Origin of the sequence: Hydrogenophaga sp. 2FB, from assembly GCF_005503365.1 — a bacterium.
GTDB lineage: Bacteria > Pseudomonadota > Gammaproteobacteria > Burkholderiales > Burkholderiaceae_C > Hydrogenophaga.
The window spans coordinates 96108-116150 of sequence record NZ_SCML01000014.1 but is presented as its reverse complement, the minus strand read 5'-3'; the positions used below and the strand labels follow the sequence as shown (position 1 = coordinate 116150).

General features: G+C 65.7%; 6 protein-coding genes. 3 read left to right on the top strand and 3 right to left on the bottom strand.

All coding sequences use genetic code 11. The annotated features are described in order from the left end of the window. Window positions 1-1674: hypothetical protein (locus FFS09_RS30625; RefSeq protein ID WP_171019971.1), on the top strand; the 1674-nt coding region annotated here is incomplete at its 5' end. 66 nt (window positions 1675-1740) lie between these two features. Here the strand turns inward: FFS09_RS30625 and FFS09_RS10690 are convergent. From FFS09_RS10690 to FFS09_RS10680, 3 genes are read right to left on the bottom strand one after another with little or no spacing between them, the layout of a single operon-like run. Continuing rightward, on the bottom strand, window positions 1741-2757 hold the full coding sequence (locus FFS09_RS10690) for a polysaccharide deacetylase family protein (protein ID WP_137918856.1): 1017 nt from the start codon (window positions 2755-2757) through the stop codon (window positions 1741-1743). Window positions 2758-2807: 50 nt separating this feature from the next. Continuing rightward, complete coding sequence (locus tag FFS09_RS10685; RefSeq protein ID WP_137918855.1) at window positions 2808-3881, bottom strand: acyltransferase family protein; 1074 nt, start codon at window positions 3879-3881, stop codon at window positions 2808-2810. Beyond that, a complete protein-coding gene (locus FFS09_RS10680) occupies window positions 3878-4588 on the bottom strand; it encodes a GDSL-type esterase/lipase family protein (protein WP_137918854.1) in 711 nt (236 codons plus the stop codon). Before FFS09_RS10680 ends, FFS09_RS10685 begins: the two co-directional genes overlap by 4 nt. A gap of 312 nt (window positions 4589-4900) precedes the next feature. Here FFS09_RS10680 and FFS09_RS10675 point away from each other — a divergent pair, with 312 nt between their 5' ends. Continuing rightward, entirely contained in the window at window positions 4901-19207 is a 14307-nt protein-coding gene (locus FFS09_RS10675) for a non-ribosomal peptide synthetase/type I polyketide synthase (RefSeq protein WP_137918853.1), read from the top strand. 85 nt (window positions 19208-19292) lie between these two features. After that, window positions 19293-20042: a serine aminopeptidase domain-containing protein gene (locus FFS09_RS10670; protein WP_171019970.1), complete on the top strand. Its 750-nt coding sequence runs from the start codon at window positions 19293-19295 to the stop codon at window positions 20040-20042. Window position 20043 lies beyond the last annotated feature (1 nt).

Below are 20043 nucleotides of genomic sequence, written 5' to 3'. Positions count from 1 at the left end.
GCCAAAAGCACCGCCACGCAAACCGTTCCCGCCAGCCCGGACTGGAATCTGGAGCTCGAAGCCAAGGTCTACAACGGCAGCACCCTGATCTCGACCCTGGTGGCCAAGCCCCAGGACCTGCTCAAGCAGCAGATTGCGCAAGGCAAGGGCGTGCGGCTCAATGGCGCGGTGGCCACGGAGTACACCGTGGTGGCCCCCCTCAAGGACAGCGCCACCAATGCCGAGCACCCGCACCTCACGGCCCGGCTGCACACCCGCCTGTACGAAGGCGGCGCACGCATCCGCACGGACATGGTGCTGGAAAACAACTGGACCTACAAGGCCAACCCGGGCAACATCACCTACGAACTGACGGTGCGCAGGAATGGCCAGGTCGTTCATACACAGCCCCGTTTCACCCACAACCACCACGCCCGCTGGCACAAGGTGCTGTGGACCGGTAGCACTGACCCGCAGGTGCGCCTGCGCCACAACATGCCGTACTTCCTGGCCAGCCGCGCCACCTGGAACTACGACCTGAGCTTGAAGGTGCCCGAATCGGTGCTGGCGGAGGAGGCCCGCACACTGGCGGCCTCGAACACCGCGCCCATGGGTCCGGCCATGCTGCAGACCTACTTCCCCACCACGGGCTCTCGCTGGGACATCGGCCCGGTGCCGCGCTGGACCGCGCTGTACCTGGTCACGCAGGACGACCGGGCCCGCGCGAGCATGATGGCCAATGCGGATGCCGCCGCCGGTGTGCCCGTTCACTACCGCGACGAGAAGACCGACCACCCGGTCAGCCTGGACTCCTACCCGACCATTTCCACGCTGTATGGCACCTCCAGCCCGGCGCTGCCCAAACCGACGGGCACCACCGTCTGGGAGCCCGACACGGCGCACCAGGCCTCGTTCGCCTACATCCCCTATCTCGTCTCGGGTGATGCCTTCTACCTCGATGAGATGATGTTCTGGTCGTCCTGGAACATCGCGGCCGTGGACCCGTACTTCCGCAAGGATGGCCAAGGTCTGGTGCGCTGGGATCAGTTGCGCGGCCAGGCCTGGGTGATGCGTTCCATCTGGGAGGCGCAGGCAGCGCTGCCCGATACGCACGCGATGAAGGCGTACTTCAAGACGAAGCTCGCTGCCAACCTGACGGACTATGCGACCTACTTCAAGGCCGGCAATACCGCCACCTCGCCGCTGGGGCCGATGACCACCGAGCTGACCATGGACGGGCAAGCCGCGCCCTGGCAGAACGACTTCATGGCCATTGTGTTGAGCCTGATGGCGGAAAACGGCGAAACCCAGGCCAAGAGTGCGCTGGACTGGATCAGCCCTTTCACCGTGGGCCGCTACAACAAGGAGTCCGAAGGGTTCTGCGCGGCCAAGGCACCGGGCTACTACTGGTACGTCAAGGACACCGCGGGCAAGTTCATCACCTCCTGGAGCGCCTTGTTCGCCCGCAACTACCCATCGGCGGTGGGCCAGAGTTGCAACAACATGCCCATCCTCACGGAAGCCTATCCGGACTGCGCAGACTGCTACGCGGCCAACTCTCGAGCCATGATGGGGGCTTCGGCCAACGCCGGTGTCGCGAATGCCGCCGCCACCTACACGCGTTGGAAAGCGCTCACGCCCAAGCTCGATGCCGCGTTTGCCGTCGATCCCAACTGGGCCATCGTGCCCCGCTGACCACTGGGCTTGAAGCACAAAACCAAACCTGACGGGCTGAGGCACACCACCTCAGCCCGTTTTGTTTCAAGCGAGGGAAGCCTCTTGCGATCTCGCCAGTCGATCGATCTCCTTCAGTGTAGAGAATCGACCCCCGAGCCGATCCCGGAAGAATGAGAGAACACCTTCGATGGTGGCCAGAAACTGCGTCAACTCTTCCTGATTGCCCACGTACGGCGTGTTCCCGGGCTGCAACGTCGGAGAGTGATACGTGAGTGTGAACACCTTGATGCCTTGATTGAACAAGGCGGTCATGACGCGGATCTGGCTGTCGAGATCGAAGCCCTCCGGGCTCAACCGCAACCGCTCCAACAAACCCAGGCGGTTCGCCATGCCGGGAAGGTGGCCCGCTCTTGACAAGGGGTGATCGAAGATCGCCGGCATTCGGCGACCGACCCCACCCAGGACACCGCAGACACCAACCGTCATCGGCACCTCCAGCAATGCCCGATCGGGGTCGGTGAAGAAAGGTTGCACCGGCGTGCGGTAGAAGCTAGGCCCGCCCTCCTGCGAAAAGCTGGTGTGGGGCACGTAGCTGCAATCAACCGTGTAGCCGAGCTCCTTGAGGATATCCATCGTGTGGGGCCCCAGACCGTATCGCCCCGCCTTGAACACAGTGGGCGCCTGTCCAAATGCCTGGGCAACGGCATCGGTTGAAGCCCGAATTTTCGCGGCCTCCAACTCCACGGGCAGGTTGCCGTGGAAGGAATTGAATACGGTGACCGCTTCACCATGCGGCGGTGTGACCCAGGGGTGGCAATGCGTTCCGAATTCTGCCCTTCCTTCATCGACCAGGGCACGCAGGTAGTGCGCTGCAACGGGCGACGTTGCCACGGGATAGTCCATGACATACGTCGGCACCACGCCCCATCGGTCATAGATCTCATGCACCCGATCCTGCGCGGGAATAGAGCGCGTTGCCACGGATCCTCGGTCAAAGGGAAGGCTCCAGTTGAACTCCTCTTCCGTATCGACCACGACCAACAGCACCGGCGACTTGAGATCCAGGTCGACAGGTTGTGGCGGAAAATCCGAAAAGTGCACGACATATCCTCCCATGGTTTCTCGGTTGAATCTCCCCTACTGGCCCATTGTCACCCGGCGATCCAGCGTCGAACTTTGGGGCTCCAGCGCTGCTCAACATGGACATTGACCAGCCAGGCCACCAGCAGGGCCAGCGCAATGACACCGATCGACACCAAGGTCATTCCCCCCGAGGCCGCCACACCGGTCGCGGTCATGACGCCCAACACCGCATAACCTGCATTCTGGTGGACCAGGTACAACGGGTAGGTCAACCGGCCGGACAAGTCGCCCCACTTCGAATTCTCCATGCGGATCCACCCCATGGTGACCGCGGCGAACAACAAGAAGTACAAGACCATGATGCCTTGCACGATCAGGTGATGTGGACCTTTGCCAAATCTCATCAACTGCGCGACATCCGCCACAGGCCCCGTCTCACGCCATGCATAGAGGCATGCCAGTACCAGGGCAGCGAACATGCCGAAACGGCGAAGCGGCGTCCAACCCGAGTGGCGAACCAGGAAGAAAAACGCGCCGGCACTGAACAGGGGCGCCCAATGTGCGCTCGTGAAAACCTCGACCGGGTACATGGGCCGCAGGAAATTCACAAGAGAAAGGCCTAGCCAGAGGACCAGGAAGGTTTCGATGCGCTTGAGTTGCCCGACTGCAATGATCAAAGCGATCCAGGCATAGAAATTGATCTCTACCGCCAACGACCAGTAAGCCCCATCGATGGGCTCCTGACCAAAGGCCTTGGGCAGCATTGTCAAATTGGCCACGTACTGCGCCCATGACGCTGGCTTGAAAGGCGAGGAGGGAACCAGCAGTTCGATGATCACCGTCAGGGTCATGCAAATCCAGAAAGCGGGAATCAAGCGGGCCACGCGCGAGGCCACAAAGCGGCGCAAGCTGGAATTCTGGGCAGTCATCATGATCACGTAGCCACTGATCATGAAAAACAGATGCACGCCTAGGTAACCGTAAGAGGCCACTGTTTCCAGGATGGGGTGCTGGTTCTCCTGCACCCAGCCCTCCTTAGGACCCTTGTAAAAGTAGTGAAACATCACCACGGCGAGGGCCGCCAGGCCTCGGAGCCAGTCGAGTGCGGGTTGGTGATGCGAATGTGACGCGGACTCTTTCATGGGACCTTCTTCAAAACACGTTCTTCAATACGTTCCATCAGCCACTGGGAACCCGCAGCATTCAGATGAACACCGTCCGCAGAGAAGGCGATATTGGCGGTGGTGTCATCACCCCGGGGCGATGACACCACCGAATGGCCTTTTTGCAGGCACAACTGGGCAAGCTGGCGATTGAAGGCTTCATGCCGTGCCGCATGGGCAACGGCGAGGTTGACAGGGATTTCAACGCACACGACTTTCGTGGCCTTGGGCAACTGCCCAAGTATCTCGCCCCACGCATCGAGGGTCTGAGCAACACTTCGCCCCTCGAACAGGTCGTTGGTGCCCGTGCCGATGACAACGGCACCCGCCAAGGGCAACGAGGTGTATCGAGACAACCGCAACGCCAGCCGCTGCGCCGATTCGCCACCGATAGCGAAGTTGTAGGCGCTCGGCAACCCACCCAGGGGCAGGGCCTGGATGTGGCTGTCGCCAAAAAACAAAGTAGAGGCCGGCGGCACCCTACCATCCAGGCTCAAATGGTGCCCCACAAGCCGCCGTTCAAAAATGCGCTGGCTCAAGGTGGGCGAACTTTGCAGACGCTCCAGGCGCCACAGCAGGCCGTCCTGGACAGCCGGACAGGACGCCAGCATCACGATGGCCGTCGCGAACACTGCCGTTGCACCCCAAAAACCTGTCCAGAACGAGAAGGTATGTAATTTGTCCACAGACTTGGAACCACTTACTGATAACAATGTCGAGATGATCCGCACCAAAAACGTTGGCTGGGCGCGCGCCCAAGCCGCGATGATTGATCTACCTCAACACGTGCGTTATGTTGCGCAGGCCGCCCGAAATTGAGAAAAAACGCGACATTTCGCCGTTATGATTTGTTACACAAGTTTCCGATGCTACTCCTTTGCATTAGTCTGACAACTTATCTGCCGGGAAGAGCGTCGCGGTGCAGCGGGTAAGCCACCAACGCCGCAAGGTCGGACAACCGCAGCATCGATGGCGGGCAACGCCCAAGGAGTGACCTCGTGGATTTCGACTCGAAGCAGATCTCGACGCGCAGTGTGTCCGAGATTCCCCTGACTTCCGCCCAGCGGGCTGTTGCCAATACGATCCCCCTCGCCGCCGACGCGACACTCGCCTGGAACGAGGCGCGCGCTTTGCGCATCAGAGGCTCTGTCGACCATACCGCCATCCTGGCGGCCATCCAGACCCTGATAGCACGGCACGATGCGCTAAACCTGCACATTCAGGGTACGGGTATGTTGTTGGCCCGCCCGCCCGCGGCAGAGGTGCAGCGAGTGGACCTCTCATCGTTGCCCCAGGCCGGGAGGGAGGAACGCCTCCAGCAGGTTCTTCACTCGCTCGTGATGGAGCCCCTGGACATTCAACAGGGTCGGGTTTTCCGGGTCGTGATGGTGGACCTGGGTCACAACGATCTGGCGGTTGGCCTGGTGGCCCACCATGTGGTGTGCGATGGCTGGTCGTTTGGCATCTTGATTGAAGAGCTGGTTGCGCTGTACCAAACTCAAGTCGGTGGTTCAGCCGCGCCTGCCGCGCTCGAAGCCGCTCCCAGCTTCATCCAGTTCGCCCGAGACGAGATTGCGGGTCCAGCGGCCGTCCGCCGCGAAACCGACCTGACATATTGGGAATCCGTGTACGCGGACGCGTGGCCGACACTCGATCTCCCCACAGATCGTGCACGTGGGGCAGTGCGCACCTTCGCGTCGCAGCGGCAGGAACTTCGACTCGAGCCCGACCTTGTTGCACGCCTGAAGTCCACCGCTGGCCGCCAGGGCGCCAGCCTCTTCAGCATTCTGTGCGCGGGCTACGCGGCCCTGTTGGCCCGCCTTTCTGGTAGCTCGGATGTGGTCATCGCCGTGCCGGCGGCGGCTCAACTCTCCGAAGGTCTCGATCGCCTGGTGGGGCAATGCGTTTCCCACCTGCCGGTTCGTCTGGCCGTGGACGTCGATGCGCCGGCCAATGCCCTGCTGGCAACCACCCAGCACGCGGTTCTGGATGCATACGACCACATGAGCTGCGGGCTTGAACTGCTGCTGGAGCGTTTCAACCCGGCCTCGGAGCAAGGCCGCCTTCCACTGGCCTGCGTCAAATTCAACCTCAACCCCAGCCTCGACGCCGCCGTGTTGGGACTTCAGGGTGTGCAATGCGCTGTATGGACACCGCCGCGCGTGGCCGAGCACTTCGAACTGTTTCTCAACGCGGAGCAAGACGCACGGGGCATTCTGCTGTGCTGCCAACACAACAGCGATCTCTTCGACGGCTCCACCGTGCGGCGCTGGCTGGATCTGTACCAGCAGATCCTCGTTGGCCTGGCCGACAACCTCGACCAACCGCTGGCGAAGCTGCTCATCCCCGTCGGCGAAGACCAGACGCTGCTGACGCAGTTCAACGCCAACCACGCCTGGCTGGACCGCTCGTTGCGCGTCGAGGCCATGATCGATGCCCATGTCCAACGCACCCCCGATGCCATTGCGGTCAGTGCAGGCGAGGAAACGCTGACCTTCCTCGAGCTTCAGCGACGCGCCTACGGCGTGGCCGAGGAGCTGCGCAAGCGTGGCGTGCAAGCAGGAGACCTGGTTGGCCTGTCCTGCGGGCGCAACCACCTGATGATGGTCGGTGTCTACGGCATCCTCAAGGCGGGCGCGGGTTACGTTCCCTTGGATCCCTCCTTCCCCGTGGATCGCCTGGACTTCATGGCCGAGGATGCGGCGCTCAGCCTGGTGCTCTGCGATGAGTCGGTGGCCGATAGCTGGAAGCCTGCCCACTCCGCCGTGCTCATGCTCGACCACATCGCATCGGCCGCCGCCACGCCCCCGGCAAACGGCGCGCACAGCGAAATGCCCGCCTACGTCATCTACACCTCGGGCTCGACGGGGAAACCCAAGGGCGTGCGCGTGCCGCACCGCTCGGTCGTCAACCTGCTGCAGAGTGTGGCCCAGGTGCCGGGCATGGGCCCGTCCGACGTGGTGCTGGCGGTGACCACACTCTCGTTCGACATTGCGGTGTCCGAGGTCATCCTGCCCATGACGGTGGGTGCCCGGATCGTGGTGGCCGACCGCGCGGAAACCACCGACGGCACCGCCTTGCGTGCCCTCATCGAGCGGCAGCAGGTCAACTTCGTCGATGCCACGCCATCCACATGGCGGCTGCTGCTGGCCGCGGGCTGGCCCGGCCACAGAGGCATGAAGGCCATCTGTACCGGCGAACCTCTGCCACCCGACCTCGCCACCGAACTCATTCCGCGCGTGGCCGAGCTTTGGAACGGCTATGGACCGACCGAAACCACAGTGTGGTCGAGCTTCCACCACGTCACGTCTCCCTCGGTGCCGATCCCCATCGGCAAGCCCGTGCAGAACACCCAGTTCCATGTGCTGGATCCGAGCATGCGTCCGCTGCCTGTGGGCGTCACGGGCGAGCTCTGGATTGGCGGCGACGGCGTCACGCTCGGCTATCTGAATCGGCCGGACCTCACCGCCGAGCGGTTCGTGCCCGATCCTTTCTCGAGTGCTCCTGGCGCGTGTCTCTACAAGACGGGCGACCTCGGCCGTTGGCGCGCCGACGGCATCCTCGAGTGCCTGGGCCGCGCCGATCATCAGGTCAAGGTGCGCGGTTACCGCATCGAGCTGGGTGAGATCGAGGTGCAGTTGTGCGCCCACCCGGCGGTGGCACGCGCGGTGGTGATCACGCGCGAAGACCGGCCTGGCGATGTGCGGCTGGTGGCGTACGTGGTGCCGCACCAGGCCATGCCGTCGGTGTCCTCGATGCGCGAGCACCTGTCGGCCCATCTGCCCGAGTACATGGTGCCGCAGCACTTCGTGCCCATGGTAGAGATTCCGCTGCTGCCCAACGGAAAGATCAACCGCCATGCCCTGCTGCCGCCCAGCGGTGCCCGGCCAGAGCTTTCGGTGCCGTACCAGGCGCCGGTCAACGCGCTCGAAGCGGGTTGCTGTGAGGTGTTCGGCACCGTGCTCAGCATCGACCAGGTGGGGCGCCTCGACAACTTCTTCGATCTGGGTGGCAACTCGCTGCTGGCCATGCGGGTGCTCGAAGGTTTGACCCGCCTGACGGGCAAGACCTTGTCCGCGCCCACCATCTTTGCCCACCCCAGCCCTGCCACGCTGGCCGAATGCCTTGCGCCACCGTCGGAACAGAACGAGGCTGCCGTGGCAATTCCGAAAAAGGCGCGGCGCGTATACCACGACGACGACCCCATCGCCATCGTCGGCATGGCCGGTCGTTTTCCCGGCGCCGCCACGGTGGAAGCGCTGTGGGACAACCTGATCGCGGGCCGCGATGCCATCACGCAGTTCACGCTCGACACGCTGGATCCCAGCGTCCCATCCACACTGCGCGACGACCCCAACTACGTGAAGGCCCGTGGCGTGGTGGACGGGATTGAACTGTTCGACAACGCTTTCTTCGGCATCTCGGCACGGGAAGCCGAGGTGATGGACCCGCAGCACCGGGTGTTCCTCGAAATTGCTTGGGAATGCCTGGAGCGTGCCGGCTACGCGCCCGACCGGACCGAACAGGCCGTCGGGGTGTTCGCCGGCGTCTACACGCCCACCTACCTGCATCGCAACGTCATGGCACACCCCGAGGCCATCGATCGGCTGGGCGAGTTCCAGGTCATGGTCGGCAACGACAAGGACTACGTGGCCACGCGTGTGGCGCACAAGCTCAATCTCAAGGGCCCGGCCATTGCCATCCACACCGCCTGTTCCACCTCCCTGGTGGCGATTGCGCAGGCCGTGGACAGCCTGCGCCTGGGACGCTGTGACATGGCGCTGGCCGGGGCGGCTTCGGTGACGTCTCCTCCCCGCAGTGGCTACCTGTACCAGGAAGGCGCGATGCTCTCGAGGGACGGACATACCCGTACCTTCGACGGCGACGCCAGCGGCACCGCCTTCAACGACGGCGCCGCCGTGTTGCTGCTCAAACGGTTGTCCGACGCGCAAGCCGATGGCGATCACGTCTTTGCCCTCATCCGTGGCATTGCCACCAACAACGATGGCGGCGGCAAAGCCAGCTTCACCGCACCCAGCGTGCAAGGTCAGGCGGCCGTGATCGCAGCCGCCCACGAAGACGCCGGTGTCGATCCGCGCAGCATTTCCTACGTCGAGGCACATGGCACCGCCACACCGCTGGGCGACCCCGTCGAAGTGGAAGGCCTTACCCGCGCGTTCCGCCGAGGTACGAAAGACACCGGCTTCTGCCGGATTGGCTCCGTCAAGAGTAACGTGGGCCATCTGGTCACGGCCGCAGGCGCCACCGGCGTGATCAAGACAGCCCTGGCGCTGGCCACCGAACAACTGCCAGCGACGATCCATTTCGACCGACCGAATCCCAATATCGATTTCGCCAACAGCCCGTTCGTCGTGAACAGCGAACGAACGCCTTGGCCACGCGGACCACAGCCGCGCCGCGCCGGTGTCAGCAGCTTCGGCGTCGGCGGCACGAACGCCCACGCCGTGCTCGAGGAAGCGCCGTTGGTGGCCCCGTCCGCTGCGACGGCCGGCCCGCAACTGTTGCAGCTATCGGCCCGCACGCGTTCCGCGCTCGACGTCATGGCCCAGCAACTGGCCGAACATCTCACCGCGCATCCCGACCTGAATCTGGCCGACGCCGCCCACACCCTGCGCGTGGGCCGCAGCCGGTTTGCCCACCGGCTCACGGTGGTGGGCGCATCCCCCGCCGACTGCGTCGATGCACTGCGCACGGGCGACCACGCCCAGCGCGCACTGCGCGAAGTCGGTGCGGCCGTGCCGCCCCTGGTGTGGCTCTTCCCGGGTCAGGGTGCACAGTACGCCGGCATGGGCCGCGAGCTGTACGCCCATGACGATGCTTTCCGCGTGGCCTTCGACGAATGTCTGGAGGCGCTCAAGGATGTATTGCCTTACGACCTGAAGGCCCGCATGTTCGATGGCGGCCCCGATGCACTGGTGGCGACGGACACCACGCAACCGGCCACGTTCGCGCTCGAGTACGCGCTGGCCCGTTCGTGGCTTGCACAAGGCGCCCGCCCGCAAGCCCTTGTGGGTCACAGCGTCGGCGAGTTTGCGGCGGCTGTGCTCGCGGGCGTCATGCCGCTGGCCGATGCGGCGCGTCTTGTGGCCCGGCGCGGAGCGCTCATGCAGGCCCTGCCCGGCGGCAGCATGTTGTCGGTGCGTCTGTCGCTCGACAAGCTGATGCCGTTGCTGCCCCCCGAACTCTCGCTTGCCGCCGAAAACGGTCCGAGCGCCTGCGTGGTGGCCGGCCCGACGCCCGCAGTGCAGGCCTGGCAGGCACAGTTGGAAGCCGACGGTATCGTCGCTCGCCTGCTGCAGACCTCGCACGCGTTCCACTCGTCGATGATGCACGACGCCGTGGCGCCGTTCGAGGCTGCTGTGCGCCAGGTGCGCCTCTCGGCACCGCAGATCCCCATCATCTCGACGCTCACTGGCCAAGCGATGCAGGCGTCCGAAGCCACCGATCCGGGCTACTGGGCGCGCCATCTGCGCGAAGCGGTGCGTTTCTCGCCCGCGATCAAGAGCGCGCTCGCGACCGGAGAAGTCGCCTTCCTGGAAATCGGCCCCCGTGGCACGCTGTCCACCTTGGTTCGCCAGCATGGCGCGGGCAAGCGCGCGGCGGTCTGCGTGCCCAGCCTGGGTGATGCGCCCGAGACCGAAACCGCCCTGCTCCTGCACGCGCGCGGTCAGCTCTGGACCCTGGGTCTGGAACTGGCGCAGCCGGTGGCGAACCAGGGCAGACGCCGTGTGCGGCTGCCGACCTATCCGTTCGAACGCAAGCGCTTCTGGCTCGACGCCGCGCTTCCCTCGGCGCCATTGCCACAGGCTGCGCCGCAGGCCCTTTCAGCTTCCACCCTTCCCGATGTCAGCGCGGCCGCTGTCGCCCCCACCATCAGCACCACGATCATGTCCACAGCCACTCCTTCGCCCGCCTCTGCCACCCCCTCGAATGCGCGGCCTGCGCTGCTGGCAGCGCGATTGCGCGCACTGTTCGAGGATGTGGCGGGCGTCGACATCGACAGCGCCGACTCGGCCACCGGTTTCCTGGAACTCGGACTCGACTCCCTGAGCCTCACACAAGCGGCGTTGCAGGTGAAGAAGACGTTCAACGTCGCGCTGACCTTCCGGCAGTTGATGGAGAAGTACCGCAGCATCGACGCACTTGCGCAGTTCCTTGACGGCGAACTGCCACCCGATCAGTTCGCGCCGCCAGCGCCAGTGCCCTCTGTTGCCGCGCCGGTTGCCGCACCCGTTGCGGTCTCGGCGGCCATGCCGGCCGCCATGTCCGCCGCGGCAGCGACCTACGTAGCGCCAGCGGCCATGCCCATGGCACTGCTGCCAGGCGACGCCAGCGCCGTTCACCAACTGATGCAACAACAGATGCAGTTGATGGCGCAGCAGCTCGCCGTGCTCGCCGGACAGCCGCTGCCGGCCAGCCTCCCCGTTCCGCCCACGGTTGCCGTGCCCGCTGCGATGGCCGCACCCGCCGCCGCTGCAGCTCCCTCCGCACTGGCGCCCACCGCGGCGACAGCGCCCGGCAGCGCAACGGACCCGGTGCAGCCCTCGCTCAAATCGCTGGTCGAAAAGCCCTTCGGCGCGTCACCGCGCCTCACGCTGCAAGCGCAGGGTGATTTCACACCGGATCAGCGGCGCTGGCTCGACGACTTCATCGCACGCTCCACCGCCCGCTCCGCCAAGTCCAAGGCCTTCAGCCAGCAATACCGCAAGGTCATGGCCGACCCGCGCGTGGTCACCGGTTTCAATCCGCTGTGGAAGGACCTGATCTATCCGCTGGTGGTCAATCGGTCCAGCGGCGCCAGCATGTGGGACCTCGATGGCAACGAATACATCGATCTGCTGTCCTGCTTCGGCGGCAACCTGCTGGGCTACCAGCCCGCCGGCGTTGCCCAGGCGCTGCACCAGCAGGTGGACCAGGGCTTCGAAGTCGGTCCACAGCACCCGTTGGCCGCCGAGGTGGCCAAGCTCATGACCGAGTTCACCGGCATGGAGCGCGTGGGCTTCTGCAACACCGGTTCAGAGGCCGTGATGGGCGCCATGCGCATCGCGCGCACCGTGACCGGCCGCAAGACCATCGCCATCTTCAGCAACTCCTACCACGGCATCTTTGACGAAGTGGTGGTGCGCGGCACCAAGCAGTTGCGCTCGGTCTCGGCCGCCCCCGGCATCCTGGCCAACACCGTGGAGAACATCCTGGTGCTGGACTGGAACAGCGAAGACTCGCTGCGCATCCTGCGCGAGCGAGGCCACGATCTGGCGGCCATCATGACCGAGCCGATCCAGAACAAGTACCCCACGATCCAGCCCCGCGAGTTCGTGCAGTCGCTGCGCCAGATCGCCGACAAGGCCGGCTGCGCGCTGATCTTCGACGAGGTGGTGACGGGCTTTCGCGTGGCACCCGGCGGTGCACAAGAGTTCTACGGCGTGCGTGCCGACATCGCCACCTACGGCAAAGTCATCGGTGGCGGCCTGCCGTTCGCGGCCATCGCCGGCAACGCCAACTGGCTCGACGCGCTGGACGGCGGCCACTGGCAATTCGGTGACGATTCCTACCCCGAGGCGGGCGTCACCTACTTCGCCGGTACTTTCGTGCGCCACCCACTTGCGCTGGCGGCCGCGCACGCCACCTTGCTGCACATCAAACAAGGCGGCCGCGCGTTCTACCGCGATCTCAACGACCGCACCCAGCGCCTGATCGACCGCCTCAACACCGCCTTCGCGGTGCGCGGCGCGCCGGTCAAGGCGGTGCACTGCGCGTCCATCTGGCGCCTGCAATGGGACGACAACCAGAAGTACGTCAGCCTCTTCTACCACCTGGCGCGCTTCAAGGGCATGCACCTGTACGAGCAGTTCGGCCACTTCGTGACCGCCGGCATGACCGACGAGCACACCGACCGCATCTTCCGCGCGTTCACCGAGACGATCGACGAACTCATGGGCCTGGGCTTCATCCTGCCCAAGGACGGCACACCGCCCCCACCGCCCAAGGGGGGCATCGAAACCGGCGCTGCCCAGCGCACAGAGGCCCAGATCACTCCGGGCCAGAACGAACGCTGGCTCGCCGGCGGCTTCGATCCTTCAGCGCGCCGCGCCCTGAACGAATCGCTGTGTGTCAGCCTCAAAGGCCCGGTCGACCGTACGGCCCTTCAGCAAGCGTTGCACGACGTGTTGACCCGCCACGACACCTTCCGCGTTCAGTTCAACCTGGACGAACCGCGCCAGACGCTCGCACCCGCCAAACCCATTCCGGTCGCCGAGGTTGACCTGCGCCAGCAAGCCGACGCGGACAAAGCGTTGGACGACTTCTGCAGCCAGGCCAGCCTGCGCGAGTTCCCGCTTGATCAGGCACCGTTGGCGGCGGTGAGTCTGCTCGACTTGGCCGATGGCCGGGTTGTCGTGCACGTCGTGGCCAGCCACCTGGTGTTCGACGGCTGGGCATCCAGCGTCTTCAATGCCGAGCTCGCCACCGCCTACAAGGCCCGCAGCATGGGCATGCCGCCGCCATTCAAGCCCGCCGAATCCCCGCTGGATTTCGCCGAAGAAGAGCAGGCCCGCTTCGAAAGCCCGGATGGCCAGGAGGCCTTGCGCTTCTGGCAGCAACAACTGCGCAACCCGCCCACCCCCTTGAACCTGGGAGACCGCACGCCCGCCACACCGCGCAGCTTCGCGGCGGACACCTGCTCGATGCGCATCGATGGCGAGGCCTTTGGCCGCCTGCGCGCGCATGCTAGGCAGTCGGGCGTCACGCTGTTCCAGCTGCTGCTCACCGCCGTCACGCTGATGCTGCACAAACGCAGCGGTCAGGGCGATTTCGTGGTGTGCATTCCCTACGCGAGCCAGAGCCTGCAACAGCACGGACCGCTGATGGCCGACGGCGTGCTGGATCTTCCGCTGCGCCTGACCTGCGCCCAGGGCGAGAGCACCGACGCCGTGTTGCAGCGCGTGCGCTCCCATCTGATGGATGCGCTGGAACACCCCCTCATCACGCAAGGCACGGTGGCCCGCGCGCTCGGCATCCGCAGCAGCGGTGACCGCCCGGCCCTCACCGGCATCTACTTCAACCTCAACCCCAAGGTGGACCTCTCGGCCTACGCGCCCCTGCAAGCCACCATGCACGAGGGCCGCAAGCGCGGCCTGCTGAGCCAGCTGTTCTTCAACTTCTACGAGCAGGACGATGCGCTCACCCTCGACCTGCACCACAGCAGCGAGTACTTCAGCCTGGAGCGTGCACGTGAACTGGTCGAAGCGCTCAAGACGCAGATCCACGAAATGGCCGCGCCCGCCAGTGCAACCCTGCCCGTGCTCACCGCAGTAGTTGCACCCATCGCCAGCGCCGCCGCCGTGCCAGGCCCCGTGGTGGACCCGCGCCTTATCGCCTGGAACAAGGCCACCGCCACCCCGCAAGAGCCCCATGGCCGCGTGGAGCAATGGGTCGCGCGCCAAGCCGCCGCGACCCCCGAAGCCGTGGCGTTGATCTCCCAAGGGGTCAGCCTGAGCTATGCCGCGCTCGAATCGCGCGCCAACCGCTTTGGCCAACTGCTGCGCTCGCGCGGCATCGGCGCGGGCATGCTGGTGGGCGTCTGTCTCGCACGCGGCCCCGATCTGGTGCCCGCCCTGCTCGGCATCCTGAAAACGGGTGCGGCCTATGTGCCGCTGGACCCCGGATTCCCGAAGGACCGCCTGCACTACATGGCCGAAGACGCTGGCGTGCGACTGGTGATCACCGACGCGGCCAACGCCAGCTTGTCGGGCGTCCCACGCGAGCAGCAGATTCGACTCGATGACGACGTCGCCTCGATCGCATCCGCCTCGGACAGCGCCCTGCCGCGACAAGCCGACTGGGCGGACAACGCGCCCATGTACGTGATCTACACCTCGGGCTCCACCGGCAAACCAAAGGGGGTGGTGCTGCCGCAGAACGCGGTGTGCAACTTCCTCGCGAGCATGCGCCGCGAACCGGGCCTGCAGGCAGGCGACCGGCTCCTGGCCGTGACCACCTTGTCGTTCGACATCGCCGTGCTCGAACTGTTCCTGCCGCTGACCACGGGGGCCAGTGTGGTGCTGGCCCAGCGCGAAGATGCCATGGATGGCGAAGCCTTGGCCCGGCTCATCACCGAGCAGCGCATCAACGTGATGCAGGCCACGCCCACCACCTGGCACATGCTGCTCGACGCCGGCTGGCGCGCGCCCACCGGCATGCGCGCGCTGTGCGGCGGGGAGCCTCTGCCGCCGTCGCTGGCCGAACGCCTGCTCGGCGCCGGGCTGGAACTCTGGAACATGTACGGGCCGACCGAGACCACGGTCTGGTCCACGCTGTGCCGCATCACCGACGCGAAGCAGAAGATCACCATCGGCCACCCCATCGACAACACCCAGGTCTGGATACTCGATGAGCAGATGAAGCCCTGCCCCATCGGCCAGGAAGGCGAACTGTGCATCGGCGGCGCCGGTGTGGCCACCGGCTACTTCAAGCGCCCCGAACTCACCGCCGAAAAGTTCGTGGCAGATCCGTTTGATGCCGCGCCCGGTGCGCGCATCTACCGCACCGGCGACCTCGCCCGCTGGCGTGAGGACGGCACGCTCGAACACCTGGGCCGTCTGGATTTCCAGGTCAAGATCCGAGGCTACCGCATCGAGTTGGGTGAGATCGAAGCCCGACTGGCAGCGCTGCCCGGCATTGCCCGCACCGTGGTGATGGCCCGAGAGGACAGCCCGGGTGACGTGCGCCTGGTGGGCTACGCCGTGCCCCACGCCGGCCCCCAACCCGATCCCACCGCACTGCGCGAAGCGCTGCGCGGCGGATTGCCCGACTACATGCTTCCGCAACAAATCGTGTTGCTGGACACCATGCCCTTGTTGCCCAACGGCAAGATCGACCGCAAGGCCCTGCCGGCGCCCACCGGCCCGGCTCCCGCCATGTCCACCGGCGAAGTCAAGTCCGCGCGAAACGACACCGAGAAGGCGGTGGTCGACGCCATGCAGACCGTTCTCAAGCTGTCCTCCGTCGGCATCGACGAGGACTTCTTCGCGCTGGGCGGCCACTCCCTGCTGGCGGCGAAGGTGATCGGCCAGCTCAACAAGGCGCTCGGTCTGCAACTCAACCTGCGCATGCTGTTCGAGTCGCCCTCGGCCGAGAAGCTGGCGCGCCGTATCGACGAACAACGCGGCAGCACCGCGCCCCAACGCGCGCCCATCGTGCACCGGTCGCAGCAACAGCAAGGCCCGCTGACGCTGATGCAGGAACGCATCCGCTTCATCGAGGAAATGCAACCCGATCGGGTGGTCTACAACGTGCCGTCGGCGCACCGTTTGCGGGGTCACATGCAGCTGGAGGCCTTCGATCGCGCCTTCAACGAAGTCGTGCGGCGCCAACATGCGCTGCGCACCACTGTCACCCGCGTGGGCAATGCCTTTGTGCAGTCCGTCACCGACGACGTGCCCTTCTCCCTGCTGCCGCTGGAAGACCTGAGCGCTTTGCCTGCCGCGCAACGCGAAGCCGCGCTGCAAGCGCGCGTGCAGGAACTGGTGTCGCACCCCTTTGCGCTGGACCACAGCCCCTTGTTCAAGGCTCGGCTGTTCCGCCTGGACGCGGACCACCACGTGTTCTTCTTCATGACGCACCACGTGATCTGGGATGGTTGGTCGTTCGATCTTCTGTACGAAGAAATGAACGCCAACTACAAGGCCTTCTGCGAAGGCAACCCGGCACCGCTCCCCGCTTTGGCGCTGTCGTACGGCGATTTCGCCGAATGGCATGGCAAGTGGCTGGAGGGCGAAGAGCTGGCCCAGCAGATGGCCTTCTGGAAAGACCAGTTCCAGAAGCACCCCGTCAAGGCACCGCAGGCGGATTTCACCCGCCAACCTGGCGCCCACCGCATCGGGGCGATCGAGTTCAAGAAGGTCACAGCCGCCGAAGCCGATCACGTGCGCGACGTGGCCAAGCGCACCGGCTCAACGCTGAGCATCGTGGCACTGTCGGTCTACGCGGTGATCCTGTCGCAGTTGCTGCGCGAGCCCACCCCCACCGTCGGGGTGCCGGTGCGGGGCCGTCCGCATCCGGACCTCGAGCCCATCATGGGCTTCTTCAACAACATGCTCCCGGTGCGCCTGCCGGTGGATCCGTCCCTGACCTGGGTCGAATGGATCGGGCGCGTGCGCGCCACGGTGGTCGCGGCCTTCTCGAACCAGGACGTTCCCTTCGAGCGCATCGCGAGCGCGCTCGAAGCGGAACAACCCGGCGTGCACGGCAGCCTGTACCAGGCCATGTTCACTTTCCAGGATGCGCGCAACCGCCCCACGCAATGGGGTGATCTGGCGCACGAACGCGTGCTGGTCCACCACAAGGGCTCGACCGAAGACCTGAACCTGGGCCTGGTCGAAATCCCCTCGGGCATCGAAGTCAGCGTCCAGTACGACACGGGCGTGTACCTGCCCACCACGGCGCAGGCCGTGCGCGACCGCTTCCTGTCCATGCTGGCCGCGGTCGCGGCCGATCCGACCCAAGCCGTGTCCCGGCTGATGTCGCCCGACGCGCAGGCGCTGCAAGCCTTGCAGGCGCTCGACGCCCCCGTGGTGGCGAGCGATGACCTGCTGAACGCCTTGTCCAACCTCGCGCAGCAGCATGGCAGCACCGCCGTCGTGCGCACCGCATCCGCGACCGTGGATGCCAAAGAGCTGGAGCATCGGGTGGCGGCCACGGCGCAAGCGCTGCCACTGCCCACCACAGGATCGCCTGGCACGGTGATCGTCGCCTTGTCCGATCCCGTGGCCCAACTCGTCGCCGCCCTGGCGGTGCTGCGGGCGGGTCACGCGTGTCTGAGCGTCGACGCCGACGACGTGCCCGGGTGCCTGGCCGATGCCAGCGGCGCCGCATGCTGGGTGCTGGCCGACACGCTGCCGGGCGGTGGCCTCCCGGCCAACGTGGTGCGCATCGACACCGCGGCCGTGAGCGGATACAGCGCAGCGCCCTCGGCGTCGCTCCAGGCGCAGACCGCCACCGCTTTGGCGAAAACGCCGTCGCTGCCGGTCAACCGCGAGCAGTGGTCCCTGGTGAGCGCCGCACTGGCGACCCAGGTCAAGCTGCTCGGTGGGGATCAGATTCTGGCGCTGTCCCCCACGCCGGCGTCCCACCTCGCCTTGCTGGGTCTGGCCCTGCGCACTGGCGCCGCGCTGGTGTTCACCACCCAGGCCATGGTCAACAACGGGAACGAACTGGTCCGGCGCATGACCACCGAACGGGTGGGATTGGTGCACGCCGATGTCAACGTCTGGAACCGCATCCGCGAGGCACGCCAAGGTGCCTCCCTGCCCGTGATCGCGGTGCTCGATGTCCAGGAGAGCTCCACCGACCTGGTCGCGGGCCTGCTGGACGCGGGCGCCAACGTGTTGTCGATGTACCAGCCGGGGGCCGGTGCATTGCCGGTCGCGGCGGGCTGGATCGCCCACGTCAACGACTTCAATCTCTTTGGTCGTCCGCTGGTTGCCCAAACGCTGCAGGTGGCCGAGCGCGCCGGCGAACCCGTTGCGGTCGGCATGAGCGCGCCCTTGTGGTTGCGCGCTTCGCGCGGCGACCGTTGGGCTACCCCGGGTGCCTTGGTGCGCTGGCGCAGCGATGGCCAGCTGCAGTACCTGGGTGAAACGCGCGCCGAAACTATCCTCGCCGGCCAGCGGATCGCGCTGGAGGCGTTGGAACGTGTCGCGATCGCCCTGCCCGGCGTTGCGGCAGCGGCCGTGGGCCTTGGCGGTGATGCCCAGGGCCGTCGACTCGTCGTGGGCCTGCAGCCCACCGGCGACACCCCCATCGACAACGACCGCGCGATGGCCAGCCTGAAGGCCGCACTGCCCCTGGCCGCACGCGGTGTACTCGAGGTGCGCTGGTTCGAGCGCATTGCCCGCACCTCCGATGGCAGGCTGCATCCGACGCAGTCGGTCCAGTTGCGTCCGCACCAGGCCAGTGTCTCGACGCGGCCCAGTGGCAACACCACCGCACAGGAAATTCAGGCGGTCTGGAGCGAGTTGTTGGGCATCGCCCACATCCGTCCACACGACAATTTCTTCGATCTGGGTGGCACGTCGTTGACGGCCATGCAGGCGGTGCAAAAGCTCGAGCAACGCATCGGCAAGCAGATCAGCCCCCGGCGCTATGTGTCCGAAACCCTGGCCCAGTTGGCCGCCGCCTATGATGGCGAGACGACCGCGAGCATCCCGGCTTCGACCGTCAAGGAAAAACCTGCGTCAAATCCCAGCCTGATCGAGCGACTTGTTCGTCTGGTCCACCGCGCCTGAGCCGGGAGGAACAGGGCCACCGCACTACATGAGCTTATCCATTCGACAATTCGGACGCCCCAACCGAGACATGGTGGGTGTGCACATGACGCCCGAAACCGGCGCAGCCTTGCGCGCGAAATTTCTGTTGTGCCGCCCACTGGGCCAGGAAGCCGTGCGCACCGCGGCGATCTACCGCGTGGTGGCCGACCGACTGGCGCGCGAGGGCGGCGAGACGCTGCGCTTCGACTACCACGGCACCGGCGACTCACCTGGCGACGAAGGGCATCAATCGCTCGCGCCCTGGGTGGACGACGTCCTGGCAGCGCACGAGTTGCTCGCGCAGGGCGACCACGCACCCGTCCACTGGTTCGGCATGGGCCTGGGCGCCAACATCGCGTTGCGCGCGGCCCTTCGTGCGAAAACACCGCCCGCCCAGCTGGTGCTGTGGGAGCCTGTGTTCAATGGAAAGGCGTACGCCCAGGCCCTGAAAGACGGCCACCGCGCCGAACTCGTCCGCATGTTCCGGGTGTCCTGGGAGCGGCTGCTGGCCGCCGGCAAGGTGGCCGAGCCACAGCTTCCCGGCAATCTACTGGGCTTCGAGTTCGGACCGCAGTTGAGCGACGACCTGCTGCAGATGACCGACCTCAACCTCCTGCCCGCGCTGCGCCGGGGTATTCGCGTCATCTGCGCGGTGCACGCCGAACACCGAACGGTCTTCGAGACTTTGGGCGCTCCATCGCAGCTCAAGCTGCACACCGTGGAGTCCCGCACCGACTGGATGTCGAGCCAGGCGATGGGCACCGCGATCGCGCCGCCGGATATTCCGCGCACGCTCATCTCCACCCTTGAATGAC

Bases quoted from the DNA above. Each gene is read 5' to 3' on its own strand.
- FFS09_RS10685 (WP_137918855.1), bottom strand. From the start codon at position 3,881: ATGAAAGAGTCCGCGTCACATTCGCATCACCAACCCGCACTCGACTGG.
- FFS09_RS10670 (WP_171019970.1), top strand. From the start codon at position 19,293: ATGACGCCCGAAACCGGCGCAGCCTTGCGCGCGAAATTTCTGTTGTGC.